General features: G+C 44.8%; 22 protein-coding genes. 6 read left to right on the forward strand and 16 right to left on the reverse strand.

Going from position 1 to position 17,827, the window contains the following annotated elements; all coding sequences use genetic code 11:
- The first annotated feature begins 85 nt into the window (after positions 1–85).
- A complete protein-coding gene (locus MOC09_RS13640) occupies positions 86–823 on the forward strand; it encodes a protein-glutamine gamma-glutamyltransferase (RefSeq protein ID WP_268359313.1) in 738 nt (245 codons plus the stop codon).
- A 12-nt stretch (positions 824–835) separates the two neighbouring features.
- On the opposite strand, the gene MOC09_RS13645 is transcribed toward MOC09_RS13640, so the two are convergent.
- The 7 genes from MOC09_RS13645 to MOC09_RS13675 form a co-directional block, all read right to left on the reverse strand.
- On the reverse strand, positions 836–1,090 hold the full coding sequence (locus MOC09_RS13645) for a hypothetical protein (RefSeq protein ID WP_268359312.1): 255 nt from the start codon (positions 1,088–1,090) through the stop codon (positions 836–838).
- Positions 1,091–1,400: 310 nt separating this feature from the next.
- Positions 1,401–1,589 carry a hypothetical protein gene (locus MOC09_RS20265; protein ID WP_419901066.1) on the reverse strand — a complete coding sequence of 63 codons (189 nt, stop codon included), beginning with the start codon at positions 1,587–1,589 and terminating at the stop codon, positions 1,401–1,403.
- A 52-nt stretch (positions 1,590–1,641) separates the two neighbouring features.
- Positions 1,642–2,040, reverse strand: coding sequence for a secondary thiamine-phosphate synthase enzyme YjbQ (locus MOC09_RS13655; RefSeq protein WP_268359307.1), 399 nt, complete (start codon positions 2,038–2,040; stop codon positions 1,642–1,644).
- Positions 2,041–2,160: 120 nt separating this feature from the next.
- Entirely contained in the window at positions 2,161–3,822 is a 1,662-nt protein-coding gene (locus MOC09_RS13660) for a glycoside hydrolase family 13 protein (RefSeq protein WP_268370833.1), read from the reverse strand.
- Between the two features lie 129 nt (positions 3,823–3,951).
- A complete protein-coding gene (locus tag MOC09_RS13665) occupies positions 3,952–5,241 on the reverse strand; it encodes a hemolysin family protein (RefSeq protein WP_268370835.1) in 1,290 nt (429 codons plus the stop codon).
- A 45-nt stretch (positions 5,242–5,286) separates the two neighbouring features.
- On the reverse strand, positions 5,287–5,964 hold the full coding sequence (locus MOC09_RS13670) for a zinc metallopeptidase (protein ID WP_003220791.1): 678 nt from the start codon (positions 5,962–5,964) through the stop codon (positions 5,287–5,289).
- Between the two features lie 41 nt (positions 5,965–6,005).
- Entirely contained in the window at positions 6,006–6,269 is a 264-nt protein-coding gene (locus MOC09_RS13675) for a hypothetical protein (protein ID WP_128740678.1), read from the reverse strand.
- A gap of 123 nt (positions 6,270–6,392) precedes the next feature.
- Here MOC09_RS13675 and MOC09_RS13680 point away from each other — a divergent pair, with 123 nt between their 5' ends.
- Entirely contained in the window at positions 6,393–6,647 is a 255-nt protein-coding gene (locus MOC09_RS13680; RefSeq protein ID WP_080474835.1) for a protein mistic, read from the forward strand.
- Entirely contained in the window at positions 6,644–7,627 is a 984-nt protein-coding gene (locus tag MOC09_RS13685) for a potassium channel family protein (protein ID WP_268370837.1), read from the forward strand. Before MOC09_RS13680 ends, MOC09_RS13685 begins: the two co-directional genes overlap by 4 nt.
- Here the strand turns inward: MOC09_RS13685 and MOC09_RS13690 are convergent.
- The 5 genes from MOC09_RS13690 to MOC09_RS13710 form a co-directional block, all read right to left on the reverse strand.
- On the reverse strand, positions 7,624–8,028 hold the full coding sequence (locus MOC09_RS13690; RefSeq protein ID WP_268359299.1) for a YugN-like family protein: 405 nt from the start codon (positions 8,026–8,028) through the stop codon (positions 7,624–7,626). The two genes, MOC09_RS13685 and MOC09_RS13690, sit on opposite strands and share 4 nt — an antisense overlap.
- Before the next feature lie 60 nt (positions 8,029–8,088).
- Positions 8,089–8,460 carry a hypothetical protein gene (locus MOC09_RS13695; RefSeq protein WP_268370870.1) on the reverse strand — a complete coding sequence of 124 codons (372 nt, stop codon included), beginning with the start codon at positions 8,458–8,460 and terminating at the stop codon, positions 8,089–8,091.
- Between the two features lie 58 nt (positions 8,461–8,518).
- Positions 8,519–9,871, reverse strand: a complete 1,353-nt coding sequence (locus MOC09_RS13700) for a glucose-6-phosphate isomerase (RefSeq protein ID WP_268370839.1) — start codon at positions 9,869–9,871, stop codon at positions 8,519–8,521.
- 111 nt (positions 9,872–9,982) lie between these two features.
- Entirely contained in the window at positions 9,983–11,155 is a 1,173-nt protein-coding gene (locus tag MOC09_RS13705) for an iron-containing alcohol dehydrogenase (RefSeq protein WP_268370840.1), read from the reverse strand.
- A 102-nt stretch (positions 11,156–11,257) separates the two neighbouring features.
- Positions 11,258–12,421, reverse strand: coding sequence for an iron-containing alcohol dehydrogenase (locus MOC09_RS13710; RefSeq protein ID WP_268370842.1), 1,164 nt, complete (start codon positions 12,419–12,421; stop codon positions 11,258–11,260).
- 231 nt (positions 12,422–12,652) lie between these two features.
- On the opposite strand from MOC09_RS13710, the gene MOC09_RS13715 reads away from it, so the two are divergent.
- Positions 12,653–12,889 (forward strand): DUF378 domain-containing protein, encoded by a 237-nt coding sequence (locus tag MOC09_RS13715; RefSeq protein ID WP_003220771.1) that lies wholly within the window; start codon positions 12,653–12,655, stop codon positions 12,887–12,889.
- Positions 12,890–13,061: 172 nt separating this feature from the next.
- Here the strand turns inward: MOC09_RS13715 and yugI are convergent, their stop codons facing one another.
- From yugI to MOC09_RS13730, 3 genes are all read right to left on the reverse strand, one after another.
- Positions 13,062–13,454, reverse strand: coding sequence for a S1 domain-containing post-transcriptional regulator GSP13 (gene yugI, locus MOC09_RS13720; RefSeq protein WP_003228864.1), 393 nt, complete (start codon positions 13,452–13,454; stop codon positions 13,062–13,064).
- 199 nt (positions 13,455–13,653) lie between these two features.
- Positions 13,654–14,814: an aminotransferase gene (locus MOC09_RS13725; protein WP_268370844.1), complete on the reverse strand. Its 1,161-nt coding sequence runs from the start codon at positions 14,812–14,814 to the stop codon at positions 13,654–13,656.
- The gene (locus tag MOC09_RS13730) at positions 14,815–15,315 is read right to left on the reverse strand and encodes an Lrp/AsnC family transcriptional regulator (RefSeq protein WP_268359292.1); all 501 of its coding nucleotides are present in this window, start codon (positions 15,313–15,315) and stop codon (positions 14,815–14,817) included.
- 149 nt (positions 15,316–15,464) lie between these two features.
- On the opposite strand from MOC09_RS13730, the gene MOC09_RS13735 reads away from it, so the two are divergent.
- Complete coding sequence (locus MOC09_RS13735; protein ID WP_268370846.1) at positions 15,465–16,286, forward strand: alpha/beta fold hydrolase; 822 nt, start codon at positions 15,465–15,467, stop codon at positions 16,284–16,286.
- A gap of 26 nt (positions 16,287–16,312) precedes the next feature.
- Here MOC09_RS13735 and MOC09_RS13740 read toward each other — a convergent pair whose 3' ends face one another.
- A complete protein-coding gene (locus MOC09_RS13740) occupies positions 16,313–16,573 on the reverse strand; it encodes a YugE family protein (RefSeq protein ID WP_268359290.1) in 261 nt (86 codons plus the stop codon).
- An 84-nt stretch (positions 16,574–16,657) separates the two neighbouring features.
- On the opposite strand from MOC09_RS13740, the gene patB reads away from it, so the two are divergent.
- Positions 16,658–17,821, forward strand: coding sequence for a cystathionine beta-lyase PatB (gene patB / locus MOC09_RS13745; RefSeq protein ID WP_268370848.1), 1,164 nt, complete (start codon positions 16,658–16,660; stop codon positions 17,819–17,821).
- The last annotated feature ends 6 nt before the right edge of the window (positions 17,822–17,827 follow it).

A 17,827-nucleotide genomic window follows, 5' to 3' on the forward strand; every position in this document is an offset into this window, starting at 1 on the left:
GTTCTTTTTCGGCTGTCTTCTGTTTTTTTTAGCTTTCATTGCCCAAGCCCTTTGCATATCTTATAAAAAACAAGGGGGGCTAAAGATGATTATTGTATCCGGACAATTGCTCCGTCCCCAAGATATTGAAAACTGGAAGATTGATAAGAATTTGAATCCGCTGTTAAAAGAGATGATTGAGACGCCCGTTCAGTTTGATTACCATTCAATTGCTGAACTGATGTTTGAGCTGAACCTGCGGATGAATATCGTGGCTGCGGCAAAAACGCTGCACAAAAGCGGAGCGAAGTTTGCCACTTTTTTAAAAACATACGGGAATACAGCGTATTGGAGGGTTTCACCGGAGGGCGCCTTAGAATTGAAATATCGAATGCCGCCTTCAAAAGCGATTCGGGATATCGCAGAAAACGGCCCGTTTTACGCGTTTGAATGTGCGACCGCCATTGTTGTGATTTATTATCTGGCCTTGATTGATACAATCGGGGAAGAAAAATTTGATGCCAACTTTGATAGGATTATTTTATATGACTGGCATTATGAGAAATTGCCGATCTATACGGAAACAGGACATCACTTTTTCCTCGGAGATTGTTTGTATTTTAAGAATCCCGAATTTGATCCGCAAAAAGCGCAGTGGAGAGGCGAAAATGTGATTTTACTGGGAGAAGATAAATATTTTGCCCATGGTCTTGGAATCTTAAGCGGACAGCAAATTATTGATAAGCTGAATTCGTTTAGAAGAAAAGGAGCCGTACAGAAAGCCTACCTTCTGTCTCAGGCGACCAGACTGGATGTTCCGTCTCTTTACCGCGTCGTCCGCTAAAAGCCCCACCGCCTATTTCCGGGGCGATGGGGTTTCAAATGCTTTTCGTTTTCGATAAAAAGGGGCTGTGCCGAAATACTGGTTCGCAGCCCACTCCATTTTTTCAAGGTCATTTCTTGTCACGATTGGATCTAAGCTGCTCCATTTGATAAAGCGGACAAAATAGTAGCCTTTGATAGGAGCCATTGTAACTTTTGAATGAGGCCAGCCTTCAAATACAAACTCAATTTTCCCTCTTTTTTTATAAGAATATTGAAGAATGTTCATCATCTGTCACCTCTGTTTATCAAGTTACGTTCGGCAAAGCTCGGCTAACAGCATTTTCACATCAGCGGGCCCGTTAAGCATTCCGGCAGATTGCCCGGCCCATAGAGACATGTACCCGGAATTCTTTTCCTTGGCTGCGTGTTTTTTCATCGGCTTTGTTAACGTGTGTTGCACTGGCTAAGGAAGCGCATTTGCTTCCTTAGCCTGGTGCTCTTTTCATCCATTGATTGACTATACCCCTTAGCAGGCTCTCCTGAAAACAATGCAGTGAGGCACGTGTCTGTTCCCACGTCTGCACACTTCAGATGCTTCAACACTCTTCACACATGAGAAACGGCGTCTGCCGCCTGGGAATCAAAGACATAAGGCCAAGTGCGGATTCCCCGCTGACCGGCAGAAAAGAACCGCGGCGGCCTCCCGCTTCGCTTCCTTGCAGTGCGATGATATCCATTCCGCGTTTTTCAAGCAGGACCGCTTCCTGCGGATAGCGAGCAGCCATTTTTCTTTAACGCTTGAATGCTTTCATCCAATCCGTCATAAAAATCCTCCTGTTACCCCATGATTTTGATATAGCAAGTCCGTGTACGCGGGCCATCAAATTCACAAAAATAAATGCCCTGCCACGTTCCAAGAATCAGCCGGCCGTTTTCAATAATGACATGCTGTGAAGCTCCGACCGTACTCGACTTCATATGCGCTGCTGTATTGCCCTCCATATGGCGGTCCAGCTCGTGTTCCCATGGATACACCTCATCAAACCTTCTGAGCATATCTTTTTTAACATCGGGATCGGCATTCTCATTAATTGTAATGCCCGCAGTCGTATGCGGACAGTAAATCAGCGCAGCACCGCTCGTCACACCTGTTTCTTGAAGAAACGCTTCCACCTCGCGGGTGATCTCAATCATTTCATCTCGTTTATTTGTTATGATTTGTAATGTTTTCAGCATTTGTTTCTCCTTTCATTTGTCCGCTTCATTTGCTAATTCGTTCTGTGTTCTTTTTTTCCTGTTAAACTGCTCATATAAACCTGATAAAAACAAAAAACTCCAGTCTCTGGCTGGAGTTGATCACCATACATATATTCTTGCTTCATACGGCTTTAACAGTACTGATGTGATGTGCTTGTGGGGCTCTGTTTCCACATTTGACAATACGAGTGCGTCTGATGACAATGGCAATCCGGCATGCTTGAAAAAGGCCGGCGTTCCTGTCAGATTGGCTGCAATCAGTGCAGTATGGTCATTGCTCTTCCGAAGATATGCAAAGATTTGCTGATCTTCCGGTAACATAAGCTCGTATGTCCCATCGATAAAAACATTGTATGTTTGGCGCAGCTTGATCAAGCTTTTGTAAAAATGGTAAACGGATGTTTTGTCGTTTTTTTGCGCCTCGGCATTCAGCCACTTGTAATTCTCATTGATTCCGATCCACGGTTTGGCCTCAGAAAATCCAGCGTATGGATCAGCATTCCATTGCATTGGTGTTCGTGAATTGTCTCTTCCCTTTTTCCAGACAATCTTCATTACATCCTCGTGTGACGCGCCTTTCGCCGTTTTTGTTTCATACAGGCGTTTCATGGCAACATCATCATAGTCCTCAATAGAAGGAAATGCCACGTTTGTCATCCCAAGTTCCTGTCCCTGATAAATAAACGGTGTGCCTTTCATGAGAAAATAAACAGCGGCAAGCGCTTTTGCACTTTCTTTCAGGTACACTCCATCGTCTCCCCACACAGAAACTGAACGGGGCTGGTCGTGGTTTTCCATAAACAGAGCATTCCAGCCGATCCCTTCAAGACTGTCCTGCCACTCTGTTAGGATTCGTTTGAAGGAAGCGATATCAATGCTTTCATTGATCTCTACATCCCACAGGCCGAGATGCTCAAATTGAAAAATCATGCTGAAGATGCCGTTTTTTTCTCCAGCCCAATCAGCCGCTTCCTTTGCAGATACACCGTTTGCCTCACCGACTGTCATAATCGGATAGCGGGAAAATGTGTTTGCCTCCAGCTCTGTTAAAAAATCCATAATGCCCTCAGCATTCATATGATAGGGATAAGAAGGCACGCAGTCCAGCCCTTTTGGATTCGGCAGATCAGGAAGCCCTTCTTTTTTCTTAATATGCGTAATCGCATCCACCCGAAATCCGTCAATGCCTTTATCAAGCCACCAATTGATCATGTCATAAACGGCATTTCTCACCTTTTCATTTTCCCAATTCAAATCAGGCTGTTTTTGATCAAAAAGGTGAAGATAATACTGGCTTGTCTTTTGATCATACTGCCAAGCCGGCCCGCCGAAAATACTTTCCCAATTGTTAGGCGCTTTCCCGTTCTTGCCATCCTTCCAAATATACCAGTCGCGCTTTTCGGAGTGTATAGATGAACGAGATTCGATGAACCATGGGTGTTCGTCGCTTGTATGGTTCACAACAAGATCCATAATCAGCTTCATGCCCAGCTTATGAATGTCATCAAGCAGCTGGTCGAAATCAGCCATCGTGCCAAAATCGCTTAGTATGTTTTGGTAATCCCTGATATCATAGCCGTTATCAGCATTGGGTGAATCATACAGCGGGCAAATCCAGATCACATCAGCGCCCAGCTCTTTTATGTAGGGAAGCTTGGATCTGATCCCCTGAATATCCCCGATTCCGTCGCCATTTGAATCTTTAAAACTGCGGGGGTAAATTTGGTAGACAACCGCTTCCTTCCACCAAGCCTTTTTCATACTGCCACTCCCTCCTAACTGTCCCGGTCTGTATATCTTATGTAGAAAAAAGGCTTCACAGCATTGCTTTTTCAGAAAACGCACCTGCCGCAATAAAAAAACAGCCGCTCACTCTTCGGCTGCTTTTTATTAAAAGTCGGTTTTTTTAATTTCTACAAAACGGATGTGATGATCTTCGGCGTCGAGGATTTTAAATTCACAACCCTCTGCGTGTATCACATCTCCTGCTTTCAGCTCCATTTTTTGGGTCAGAAGCCAGCCTGCAATCGTATCAATTTCTTCATTTTCAATGGCAATGTCGAGCAGATCGTTTACTTCGTCTATAAGCGCTTTTCCATCCATTACATAATGGTGCTCGCCTTTTCTCAAAATGTGCGGTGCTTCGTCCTGATCATATTCATCGCGGATTTCCCCGACGATTTCCTCGATAATATCCTCAACAGTGACAAGGCCCGCCGTTCCCCCGTATTCATCTACGAGAATCGCCATGTGAATCCGCTCCTTTTGCATGCGGATCAAAAGCTGCTGAACAGGAATGCTTTCAATGACCCTGATGACGGGCCTCATGATCTGCTTCAGCTTGATCGGCTGGCCGAGAAAATAGGCTTTAAACATGTCTTTGCTGTTGATGATCCCTAAAATATGATCCTTGTCATCCTTGATGACAGGGTAGCGAGTATACCGTTCATTAATAATGTGATGAATCGCTTCTTCAAGCGACTGCTCCAAAGAAATGACCGCAATTTCTGTCCGCGGAATCATAATCTCTCTTGCTACCCGGTTGTCGAATTCAAAAATCTTATTCACATAGCGGAATTCAGACTGATTGATTTCTCCCTTTTCATAGCTTTCTGACAGGATCAGCCTCAGTTCCTCTTCGCTGATAACAACCTCATGCTCCTTCACTGAATGAAAGCCAAACAATTTCACAAGAAAGCTTGCAGAGCCGTTCAATGCTTTAATAAACGGATATGTGATTTTATAAAACCAGATCAGCGGCTTTGCAATCCATAAACTGACAGCTTCAGCCTTTTGAATGGAAACCGTTTTCGGGGCAAGCTCACCCATCACCACATGCAAAAAAGTGACGATGATAAATGCAACTACAAATGTGACAATGTGGTTAATTGGTTCCGGCATGCCTGTCATTGTAAATAAGGGATGAAGCATACGTTCAAATGTCGGTTCACCAAGCCATCCGAGGCCGAGAGCTGTAATGGTAATCCCGAGCTGGCAGGCTGATAAATACTCGTCTAGATTGGAGATGATTTTATGCGCGGCAAGCGCCCGGCTGTCACCGCTTTCGATGAGCTGATTGATTTTTGAGCCTCTGATTTTGACGATCGCAAATTCCGCTGCAACAAAAACAGCCGTAATGCCAATCAAAACAAAAATGGCGATCAATTGTAAAATAAGCAAAAAAAGCCCTTACCATAAAAATGGTAAGGGGCCACCTCCTTAACGTTAATTCTCATTACGACCGTTTAAGAAGATCATCACAAAGCGAAGAAGCTCAAACAGGGAAACCAGGGCGGCGGCCACATACGTTAAGGCAGCGGCGCTCAGCACTTTATTTACCCCATTTTCTTCATTGTTTCGGATGAATCCTTCTGACACAATAATCTGCTTCGCGCGTGAACTGGCATTGAATTCGACAGGCAGTGTAATCAGCTGGAAAAAGACAGCTGCTGAAAACAGAATGATGCCAAGCCCGATGAGATTCAGGCTGCCGAGAAGCATGCCTCCTAAGAAAAGCATAGGAGCTACACCGGATGCAAAATTCACAACTGGGAAGATTTTGTGTCTCAGCACAAGCGCACCATATGACTCCTGATGCTGCAAGGCATGTCCGACTTCATGGGAAGCTACGGATATGGCGGAAATTGAGCGGCCGTAATAGACCGGCTCAGATAAACGCACCACCCGTCTTGTCGGGTCGTAATGGTCTGTTAAAGTACCTCTTACCGGTTCGACCGGCACGTCGTAAAGACCGTTTATATCTAAAATCCGTCTTGCCGTTTCTGCCCCTGTACGTCCGCTTGAGGCTTCCACTTTTGAATATTTTTCAAAGTTGCTCTTCACTTTAAATTGTGCCCAAAACGACAATCCCAATGCGGCTATTGTTAAAAATATAAACAGCATTTTTTCATCATCCTTTGTTCATGATCATTTCTCTATTACTATTATTTTAATGAGTTTTCTTTCCCGTGTACAGGAATGCGCTTTTTCTTCCGGCTCGGAGCACACAATCCAATCAGCAGAAAGAACAAACCTGCTGAAAACAAATAAAAGGTGAAGCTGCCGACCAGCTCTTTCAGAAAATGAAGCCAAGAGAAGCTGCCGGAAAAGTGATTATAGGAATTCAAATCGAAAATAAACAAAATCACTCCAGATGCCGCCAGCTGCGTACCGATCAAAACCACGATCGTTCTTTGAAAGATCGTCATCTTTTTCATCCTTTTTGTTTTAGTTTATGAAGAAATCCGTTTTTATATGTTTTGTTCATTTTTTGAAAAACATCACCCGAAGTGGGACATACTGTTAGAAAAAGTACGGGTGTGATGGAAGCTATGAAAGTGACGAGTGAGGAAAAGGAACAGCTGAGCACAGCAATCGACCGAATGAATGAAGGACTGGACGCATTTATCCAGCTTTACAATGAGTCGGAAATCGATGAGCCGCTTATTCAGCTGGATGATGATACAGCCGATTTAATGAAGCAGGCCCGGGATATGTACGGCCAGGAAAAGCTGAATGAGAAATTAAATACCATTATTAAGCAGATATTATCCATCTCTTTATCCGAAGAAGGAGAAAAAGAATGAAATCAAATCGGATATTTATTGCATGGCTGAGGTGGCCGTTATTTATCCGAATCGGGGTAATTATTTTATGTCTGATTCTTTTGTTCGGCCAAATCATTTATGTGCTTGAGCCAAAGCAGTTCACTTCGGTATTTGAAGGCATTTGGTGGGCTGTTGTTACGGTTTCAACAGTCGGATACGGTGACTATGTGCCGCACACACCGCTGGGGCAGGCAGCCGGAATTCTGCTGATTTTAAGCGGAGCAAGCTTTGTCACTGCATATTTTGCCACATTATCAGCGGCAGCATTCAGCAGGCAGCACCGCTACATCGAAGGAAAAGTTGCTTACAAAGGGCGGGGCCACATCATTATGATCGGGTGGAATGAAAAAACAAACCGTCTGCTGAAGGAGCTGCAGCTTATGGCCCCTTCCAAGACGGTTGTGCTGATTGATGAATCTTTAAAAGAAGGCCCGCTTATCGAAAACGTCCATTTCATACGCGGGCACGCCGCCGATGATGAGACATTGAAACGGGCCAATGTTGCTGAAGCGGAGTCAGTGATGGTGACAGCCGATCAGTATAAAAGTGAAACTGAAGCAGATATGCTGTCAGTGCTGACTCTTTTATCTGTTAAAGGGCTTAATCCCCTTGCTTACTGCATCGTTGAGATTTTGACTGACCGGTTTGTCATTAACGCAGAGCGGGCAGGCGCCAATCAAATCATCGGAACATCAGAATTTATCAGCCGGGCGATGCTGCAGCATTACCAAATCAAATTACGGCCGTCTAAGCATAATGAAATCAACCTGACACTTCAACAGCATGTGAGGCTTCTACCTGTTCCTGATGACCTAAAGGGAGCCGCTTATAAGGCGTGTGTCCTCTATTTCCTTGACCAGAATACAACAATTATCGGCATACAAAAAGAGGAAGGGCCGATGATCTCCCCTCCTCTTACATATAAAGTGCTCGAAACAGACCGATTTCTTGCGATCTAATGCAGCAGAATATCCTCCAATTCTTTCACAAGGGAGGCGCCGATATCCAAATACGCCGGATCAATTTCCGCATCACGCCTCTCCGGCTCGGAAAATTGATTAAACAGTGATTGGAACGGCCCTCCCTTGGCATTGTCATCAAGATCCGCTTGAAACACCTGCCTCAGCATAAATGGCGTCCCGATCCGCACGGCCGCCCCGCGTTCATCGAGACTGCCCTGTACCGCATTGACAGGAATCCTTAAAAACAAATAGCCGTCTCTATCATCAATCTTATAATCAAAGTAGCCATGATCGTATTCCCAGCCGCCGTTTATTACATAACCGAGCGGCTTCATCACTTGTTCCAGCTCTTGCAGCAGAAAAGACTGCCCATCTATCGCGGAAGGTATTGTAATCATCAAAATGCCCCTTTTTTCACTTATCCTGTCCCGCCCATCAAGACTTCATTCAGGGGCGCACTACATGGAAATCGTTGTTTCTTTCGTGCGTCCAACAGAAAAGAAAGCGCATTCAATTATGAAGTAAACAGCCATTGCCGCTGCAAGCTCTGCAGCCGATTCCCATGAAACATATACAACTGCAGCATACAGTCCTAATTTAGTAAGCAGAGTATGAGATCGTTTTAGATGCAAAATCCGGTGTACCGCATCGGTAAAAAGCGCAAGCGGCAAACCAATGAGAAGAAAGGCGTGGATGAAAAAGTGGGACAGCGTACCGCCGAAGCTTGAAGACAACTCTGTATTCACGGTATCAAAGTAAATAAGGACGCTTAAAACAGCTGCAGAAAAAACGGCAATGATGAAATGTTTAATCATTTGTTTCATGAACATCAGCACCTTTCTGATTTTATAAAAAGCCGACCGGCAAGTGCCAGTCAGCTTTTCCACATTAATCTTCCAGACGTTTTTCAAGCTCTGCTTTTTTCTCTTCAAAGCCAGGTTTGCCAAGCAACGCAAACATATTGACTTTATACGCTTCTACTCCAGGCTGGTCAAATGGATTGACGCCAAGGAGATAACCGCTCATCGCGCAGGCTTTTTCGAAGAAATATACAAGGTATCCAAAAGTATATGCATTCAGCTCAGGAATGTTGACGATTAAGTTCGGAACATTTCCGTCTGTATGGGCAAGCATCGTGCCCTGGAACGCTTTCTTGTTCACGAAATCAACCGTTTTACCGGCTAAATAGTTTAAGCCGTCGAGATCGTTATCCGCTTCCTCGATTGTCAGTTCATGTTTAGGTTTCTCTACGTTCAGCACTGTTTCGAATAAATCTCTGCGGCCTTCTTGTACATACTGGCCTAAAGAGTGAAGATCTGTAGAATAGTTAGCGGAAGAAGGATATATGCCCTTCTCATCTTTCCCTTCACTTTCTCCGAACAGCTGCTTCCACCATTCCGCAAAGTATTGAAGCGCCGGCTCATAGTTAATGAGCATTTCGATGGTTTTGCCCTTATTATAAAGTACATTGCGAACAACCGCATATTGGTATGCAGGGTTATCTTCCAGTTCAGATGTTGCAAAATCTTTGCTTGCATCCAAGGCGCCTTTCATCATCTCGTCAATGTTAACGCCGCTTACAGCAATCGGCAATAGGCCTACAGCTGTTAATACAGAATAACGGCCGCCGACATCATCAGGGATAACGAATGACTCGAAGCCTTCTTCGTTAGAAAGCGTTTTTAATGCGCCGCGCTCTTTATCAGTTGTTGCGTAAATCCGCGCTTTCGCTTCTTCTTTGCCGTATTTCTCTTCAAGAATCTTGCGGAAAATGCGGAAAGCGATTGCAGGTTCAGTTGTCGTACCTGATTTAGAAATCACATTAATAGAGAAGTCCACATCTTCGAGAAGATCCATAACATCTCTCATATAAGATGAACTGATGTTGTTTCCGATGAAAATCACTTGCGGATTGCCGCGTTTTGCTTTTGGCAATGTATTATAAAATGAGTGATTAAGCGCTTCAATCGCAGCCCGAGCCCCGAGGTATGAACCGCCGATGCCGACAACAAGCAATACATCTGAGTCAGATTTGATTTTTTCCGCGCTTTTTTTGATGCGCGCGAATTCTTCTTTATCATAATGTTCAGGGAGGTCCACCCAGCCTAGAAAATCGCTGCCAGCGCCTGTTTTTTCATGAATATTATGGTGTGCTGTTTTTACAAAGTCCCGCAGGTATGTAAGTTCATGTTCGTTGAAGAAAGTCAACGCTTTTGAGTAGTCAAAGCGTACATGCGTCATTGCTTGTCCCTCCATAACGGTATAATGTTTTCATCTTTCACTTTATATGAACTTATCTGTGAAATCAAGTCAAGAAGAAAGGGCGGAATGACTGGATTCCGCCCTTTGGGATTATAGAGACGCGCGAAGGATGGCTAGCACGTCATCTTTGTTCAGTTTTTGGAAGTTGCCGAAGCCGCCGTATTCCATTTCTTTGGCTGCGATATCAGCAATCAGCTCCAGCTTTTCTTCTCCGATATTGTAATCGGCAAGACGGGAAGGCGCGCCGAGGCTTGTCCAGAATGCAGACAGCTTGTCGATTCCTTCAAGCGCAATTTCTTTATCTGTTTTGCCTTCTGTATCAATGTCAAACATGTTGAGCATGAGGTTTTTAAAGCGGCCTACATTTGTATCAAGCGTATATCTCATCCAGTTCGGGAACAGGATCGCCAGTCCCCCTGCATGCGGAATATCATATACAGCTGAAACGGCGTGTTCCATTGTATGAGAAGCCCAGTCGCCAAAGTAGCCCATTTGGAGCGTACCGTTTAAAGCGATTGTGCCTGCATACAAAATCGTTTCACGAAGCTCATAATTTTCCAGATCTTCAAGAAGCTTTGGAGCTGTTTCGATAACCGTCTGCAGAACCGCAAAGCACATTCTGTCCTGAAGCGGTGTATTTTCAACATTATGAAAGTATTGCTCGAATACGTGGCTCATCATGTCCACCATGCCGTATACGGTTTGATTTTCTGGGACAGTGAACGTATTTACAGGATCTAAAATAGAAAAGCGAGGATGAGTCACATTGCTGCCCCATACATATTTTTCGTTTGTTTCCCAGTTTGTAATTACGGAATCCGGGTTCATTTCAGAGCCAGTCGCAGCAAGGGTTAAAACAGTGCCAAATGGCAGCGCATCCTCTGCTGTGACTTTTTTGCTGAAGATGTCCCAAGCATCGCCGTCGTATTTGGCGCCGGCAGCAATTGCTTTTGTACAGTCAATAACACTTCCGCCGCCGACTGCAAGCAGAAAATCAATGTGATGGTTTCTGCATAGCTCTATGCCTTTTTCCACTGTCGCAAGACGCGGGTTCGGCTCTACACCTGACAGCTCATGGACAACAGCGCCCTCTTCTTTTAAAATGCTCGTGACTTGATCATATAGGCCGTTGCGTTTAATGCTTCCGCCGCCGTATACGAGCAGCACGTTCTTGCCGTATTGCTTTATTTCTTTTTTTAATTGTTCAATCTGGCCTTTTCCGAAGATCAGCTTCGTCGGATTATAATAAGTGAAATTTTCCATTGTAAAACCTCCAAATGATGCTGTAAAAAAACAGATTTCCCATTGTAACACAGGTTGACTAAAAGAAAAAGGGAAGCAGCCCTGCGGCTATTTCCCCTTTTTTTATAGAGATGCTTTTAAAATGGCAAGCACATCTTCTTTATTGAGTGATTTAAACTGGCCGAATGTACCGTTAGCCATAGCCTTGTCAGCAATTGTGTCAAGCTGCTCATCATTAATGTCATAATCAGCAAGACGGTTCGGAGCGCCAAGGCTTGTCCAGAATGCAGACAGCTTATCGATACCTTCACGTGCAATTTCTTCATCTGTTTTGCCTGCTTCTTCAACATCAAACACGCGAACTGCAAGCTGTTTCATGCGGGCAGGATTTTCAGACAATGTATGTCTCATCCAGTTCGGGAACAGAATCGCCAGTCCCCCTGCATGCGGAATGTCATAAACAGCAGATACTGCATGTTCAATATTATGAGTTGCCCAATCCCCTCTTGCACCCATAGAAAGCATGCCGTTTAATGCGATTGTTCCTGTGTACAGGATCGTTTCACGCAGTTCGTAATTTTCGAGATCATTAATCAGCTTAGGCGCTGTTTCAATGACTGTACGCAGAAGTGACTCACACATACGGTCCTGATACGGCGTATTTGATACATGATGGAAGTATTGTTCGAATACGTGGCTCATCATGTCAACCATACCGTAAATCGTGTGGTTTTTAGGAACGGTGAACGTATTCACTGGATCTAGAATAGAGAATTTAGGGAATACGAGCGGGCTGCCCCAGCCGTATTTTTCTTTTGTTTCCCAGTTTGTAATAACAGAGCCTGAGTTCATTTCAGAGCCAGTCGCGGCAAGAGTCAATACGGTTCCGAATGGCAGAGCATCCGTCGGCTGATGTTTTTTCGTGACGATATCCCACGCATCACCATCATACTTCGCTCCTGCGGCAATCGCTTTTGTACAGTCGATGACACTTCCGCCGCCGACAGCCAGCAAGAAATCAATGTTGTGTTCTTTACAGATGGCAACACCTTTATTAACAGTCGACACACGCGGATTCGGTTCTACGCCTGCTAGTTCATGTACGGTCACTCCGGCTTTATTCAGCTGTTCAATGACTTGATCATACAGGCCGCTGCGTTTAATGCTGCCGCCTCCGTAGACAAGCAATACGTTTTTCCCGTAAGGTTTGAGTTCCTCCGGAAGTCTTTCCACTTCCCTGCGCCCGAAAATTAATTTGGTCGGGTTCCAGTATGTAAAGTTTTGCATGACATCTCCTCCTTAGATTTTTTATTATGCAGAATGTCTTCACTACATGTAAAGCAATCAGCTCTCACCGGTCAGCATATCGCATGGTTTTATATGGCGGGGTGCTGGGAAAGAAACTGATAAAGACGAGGGCAAACAAGTTCCCCCTCAATATGGAGAATGCATGTATAGATTCTCCAATATGTCACAATCTATAACTGTTTTAATAATTCATGGAGGAGGTAGCAGAATATGAGTACCATTCAGAGAATTTGTCTTGTATTAACCATCATTGGCGCTATTAACTGGGGACTGATCGGATTTTTCCAATTTGACTTAGTAGCGGCCATTTTCGGCGGCCAAGGGTCAGCCCTTTCCCGCATCATTTACGGACTTGTCGGAATCGCCGGTTTAATCAACCTCGGCCTGCTGTTTAAGCCAAACGAGGAAAGATCACGTGAAGAGGCAGCAAACCCTGAAATGCGATAGGATCAAAAAGCACCGAACATTCTGTCCGGTGCTTCATTCGTTGTCAGGTCTGCGCGCCGGTGCTCACGAATTGTACATTCGCTGTGCTCCAATGCTGCCCTTCCTAAACTTCATTCGTTGAAAACAGGAAAACAAAAGCACCGGGCATTCCTGCCCGGTGCTTTTTTCATGCTTATTTTTTGATAAGGTCTTTGCGGTTGGACATTTCGATCCACTCTTCAAGCTTATCTTTTAATGTGTTGAAACCTTGTGGTGTAGAAGCTTCTTCGCTTACTTGCGCAGCTTTAGGTTTTCTTGGTTTGCTTTCTTTTTTCTCAGGCGCAGCTTGTGTCGCACGAATTGAAAGGCTGATTTTTCCTTTTTCTTCATCAACAGCTAGTACTTTTACTTGTACTTCGTCGCCAACTGATAGGTGCTCGTTGATATCTTTTACGAAACCGTGAGTCACTTCAGAAATGTGTACTAAACCTTGAGTTTCTTCATCTAATGCAACAAACGCACCATACGCTTGTAATCCTGTAACTTTACCAGTGTAAACACTGCCCACTTCAAATTTTGCTGCCATTCATAACAACTCCTAAGTTAAATTAAATATCTGTTTATACGCAATTTAAAATTATATCACACATGTCTCATTTCCGCAAAGAAAACTTTTTATGAAAAATGAGGTTTATGTACAGCAAAAAGGGGTAAACTGAAAATACCAAAGGCTTTCTAGTATTCCCCCCTTTTATTGGATGCGAACAAAAGGTTCGTATCTTTTTTTATGTTGTTTTATGCAGGAAGCGTTTTATTCTGACCAACGCTTCTTGAAGCTGCTCGATGGAGGTTGCGTATGAACAGCGGATGTATCCTTCACCGCTCGGGCCAAACACACTTCCCGGAACAACAGCCACTTTTTCCTGCGTCAGAAGCTCTTCGGCAAACTGCTCCGAGCTCATTCCCGTGCTTTTGATCGATGGAAAAGCATAGAAAGCGCCTCCCGGATGATGACAGCTGAGTCCGATTTCATTGAGCGATTCTACAAACAGATTCCGTCTTCTTCGATAGCTTTTTTTCATTTTTTCTACGTCTTCCATGCCGTTCTTCAGGCCTTCCAAGGCGGCAAACTGCGCCATTGCCGGCGCACACATCATTGCATACTGGTGAATTTTGAGCATTGCATTACGAAGCACCGATGGCGCTGCGGCAAAACCGAGTCTCCAGCCCGTCATCGCAAACGCTTTTGAAAATCCTGAGATGACAACCGTCCGTTCCTTCATTCCCGGTAATGCCGCTATGCTTGTAAATTCCTCATCATATGTCAGCTCCGCGTAGATCTCGTCTGCTAAGACAATTACATCATGTTTTTTGGCAAACTCGGCAATTTCATTCAGCTCTTCCTTCGAATAAACCGAACCTGTCGGATTCGATGGCGAGCAGATGAGAATCGCTTTTGTTTTTTCAGTGACAGCCGCTTCAAAATCTGCTGCCGTTGCTTTAAATCCTTTGTCTGCTGTTGTATGGACATGAACCGGAATGCCGCCTGCCAAAGAAACAAGCGCATCGTACGCCACAAAACACGGCTCAGGTATGATGACTTCCTCACCCGGATTCACAATGGCGCGGATCGCAATATCTAAGGCCTGGCTTGCCCCTACTGTCACAATCAGCTCATTGTCAGACGAATAGCGAAGGTCAAATCTGCTGCTTAAATAACGGCTGATTTCCTCGCGCAATGAGTATAAACCGGCATTTGCAGTGTATGACGTATACCCTTGTTCAAGAGAGAGAATGCTTGCTTCACGGACATTCCATGCGGTAACAAAGTCTGGTTCACCAACACCTAAGGAAATGACACCTTCCATCGTTGCCGCCAAATCAAAGAATTTGCGGATGCCGGACGGCTTTATTTGTTGTACATAGTCAGATAAATACGAAGTCATTTACGGTGACACCACGATTCTTTTGTCGTCGTCTCCTGTTTCAAACACTTTGCCGTCATGCTTGTATTTTTTCAGGATAAAATGGGTTGTCGTAGATACTACTGAATCAAGCGTGGACAGTTTATCTGAAACAAAACGCGCTACATCAGACATCGAATTGCCGCGAATCACGACAGACAAATCGTACACGCCTGACATCAGGTAAACGGATTCAACCTCTTGGAACCGGTAAATCCGTTCCGCCACTTCATCAAAACCGACTCCCCGCTTCGGCGTTACTTTGACGTCAATCATGGCTGTAACGCCCTCATGTCCGTCGACTTTTCGCCAGTCAATCATAGCGGAATAATCGATGATAACCTTTTCTTTTTCCAGTTTGTCAATAATCGTTTTTACTTCATCTACAGGGATGCCCGCCATTTTTGCGATTGTTTCTAAATCGGCGCGGCTGTTTTCGTCTAAAATTTCTAATATTTCTGTTTCTTTCTCTGTCAATTTCATTTGATTCACACCTTTGCAATGTCAAGAAATCTTCATGACATTATATCACGTTTTTTGACGAATGCTAAGAAAAAACAAGGAGAAACTTCCTCTAGAATTGACAATTTCAGGGCACAATACAGACATCTTATAAAAGGGAGTGACACAGAATGGAGGCGGTTTCACCAATAAGGCGGCTTACGGTCGATGGAGTGAATGTATACTACGAACACTATCAAAATCCGGGCAGGCAAACGCTTGTCTGTGTACACGGTTTTTTATCGTCAGCTTTCAGCTTCAGAAAAATAATCCCACTTCTCCGTGACAAGTACGACATCATCGCGCTCGATTTGCCACCTTTCGGCCAATCCGAAAAATCGAGAACATTTATCTATTCCTATCAAAACCTCGCTAAGCTTGTCATTGGGGTTTTGGAACACTTGCAGGTCAAACAGGCTGCACTTATCGGCCATTCTATGGGCGGGCAAATCTCGCTGTTTGCTGCTTTGCAAAAGCCGGAGCTTTTTTCAAAGGTTGTGCTGCTTTGCAGTTCAGGATATTTAAAACGTTCGCACCCGTCGATCGTTTTCGGGACCCACCTCCCCTACTTTCACCTTTATATCAAGCGCCGGCTCTCAAAAGAAGGCGTGATGAAAAATTTATTAAATGTTGTGCATGACAAATCGCTGATTGATGAAGAGATGATTGACGGCTATGGCAGGCCTTTTCAAGACAAGGAGATTTTCAAAGCCATGACAAGATTCATCCGCCATAGAGAAGGAGATTTAGAACCCGAGCAATTAAAGAAAATGAACAAGCCGGCTTTATTGATTTGGGGCGAGGAGGACCGGATCGTCCCTATGGAGATCGGTAAACGGCTGCACGGAGATTTGCCTGATTCCGTGCTGTACTCACTTGGCCATACCGGCCACCTAGTGCCTGAGGAACGGCCTGAATTTGTTTCCGAACATATTGCAGCGTTTATCAAATAAAATAAACCGGTGTGGTACCGGTTTTTTTAAGGCGTACAGGAGCTGCTGTCTTTTATGAATAAAAGCTGGCCGGCCACTTCCCGGCAGCTGTCGATCGGCAGCGTTTGTTCAAAAGATGCTTCAAATATATGCTGAATGCTTTTTGCCAACACATCGGGATCATCTTCATCATAGACGGCTTGGACAACATCAACAGCTTCCGTTTCGTAAAATTCTTCTCCATATTTAAAAGGGTCCCATGCGGAAATGATCTTGATCATTTCTCTGACCGCCTGACTTTCTTCCATATTCATCACCGCTTATAATAAATTTGCAGTTCTATTTTATCATAGTTACGCTAAGAAGATTAAACTACTTAAGGGGGTAACAGAATGAACTTTGATAAACAAGAAGAACGCCTAGGCACCCAATCGGTCAAATGGGACAAAACGGGCGAATTATTCGGCGTGACAGACGCACTCCCGATGTGGGTGGCGGATATGGATTTCCGCGCGCCGGAAGCAATAACCGAAGCATTAAAAGAACGCCTTGACCACGGAATTTTCGGTTATACGGCTCCAGATCAAAAAACGAAGGATGCGGTGTGCGGCTGGATGCAAAATAGGCACAGCTGGAAGGTGAACCCCGAAAGCATTACATTCAGTCCGGGCGTTGTCACCGCTTTGAGCATGGCGGTGCAAGCTTTCACGGACCCTGAAGACCAAGTGGTTGTCCAGCCTCCTGTATATACACCTTTTTACCATATGATTGAGAAAAACGGCCGGCGTATTTTACATAATCCGCTGCAAGAAAAAGACGGCGCATATGCAATGGATTTTGAGGACTTGGAGGCGAAGCTCAGTGATCCAAGCGTTAACATGTTTATTTTATGCAATCCTCATAACCCTTCAGGGCGTTCATGGAGCAGGGAGGATTTACTGAAGCTCGGCGAATTGTGCCTTAAGCACGGCGTCACAGTTGTATCTGATGAAATCCATTCTGACTTAATGCTGTATGGACACAAGCACACGCCGTTCGCTTCTCTTTCTGATGATTTCGCTGAGATATCCGTGACATGTGCTGCGCCGAGCAAAACATTTAATATCGCCGGATTGCAGGCGTCGGCAATCATTATTCCAGATCGGCTGAAGCGCGCCAAGTTTTCCGCAAGCCTGCAGCGCAACGGCTTAGGCGGGCTGAACGCGTTTGCCGTTACTGCGATCGAAGCCGCTTACTCAAAAGGCGGCCCCTGGCTCGATAAATTGACCTCTTACCTTGAGAAAAACATGAACGAAGCTGAAGACTTTTTGAGCACCGAGCTCCCAAAAGTCAGAATGATGAAGCCGGATGCGTCTTACCTGATCTGGCTCGATTTCAGCGCTTACGGCTTGTCCGACGCGGAGCTTCAGCAAAGGATGCTGAAGAAAGGGAAAATTATTTTAGAACCCGGCACGAAGTACGGGCCCGGCGGTGAAGGATTTATGCGCCTGAACGCAGGATGCCCTCTCGCAACCTTGCAGGACGGCCTGCGCCGCATCAAAGCCGCATTAGCATAAATATGG

Source organism: Bacillus sp. N12A5 (genome assembly GCF_026790125.1).
Taxonomy (GTDB): Bacteria; Bacillota; Bacilli; order Bacillales; family Bacillaceae; genus Bacillus.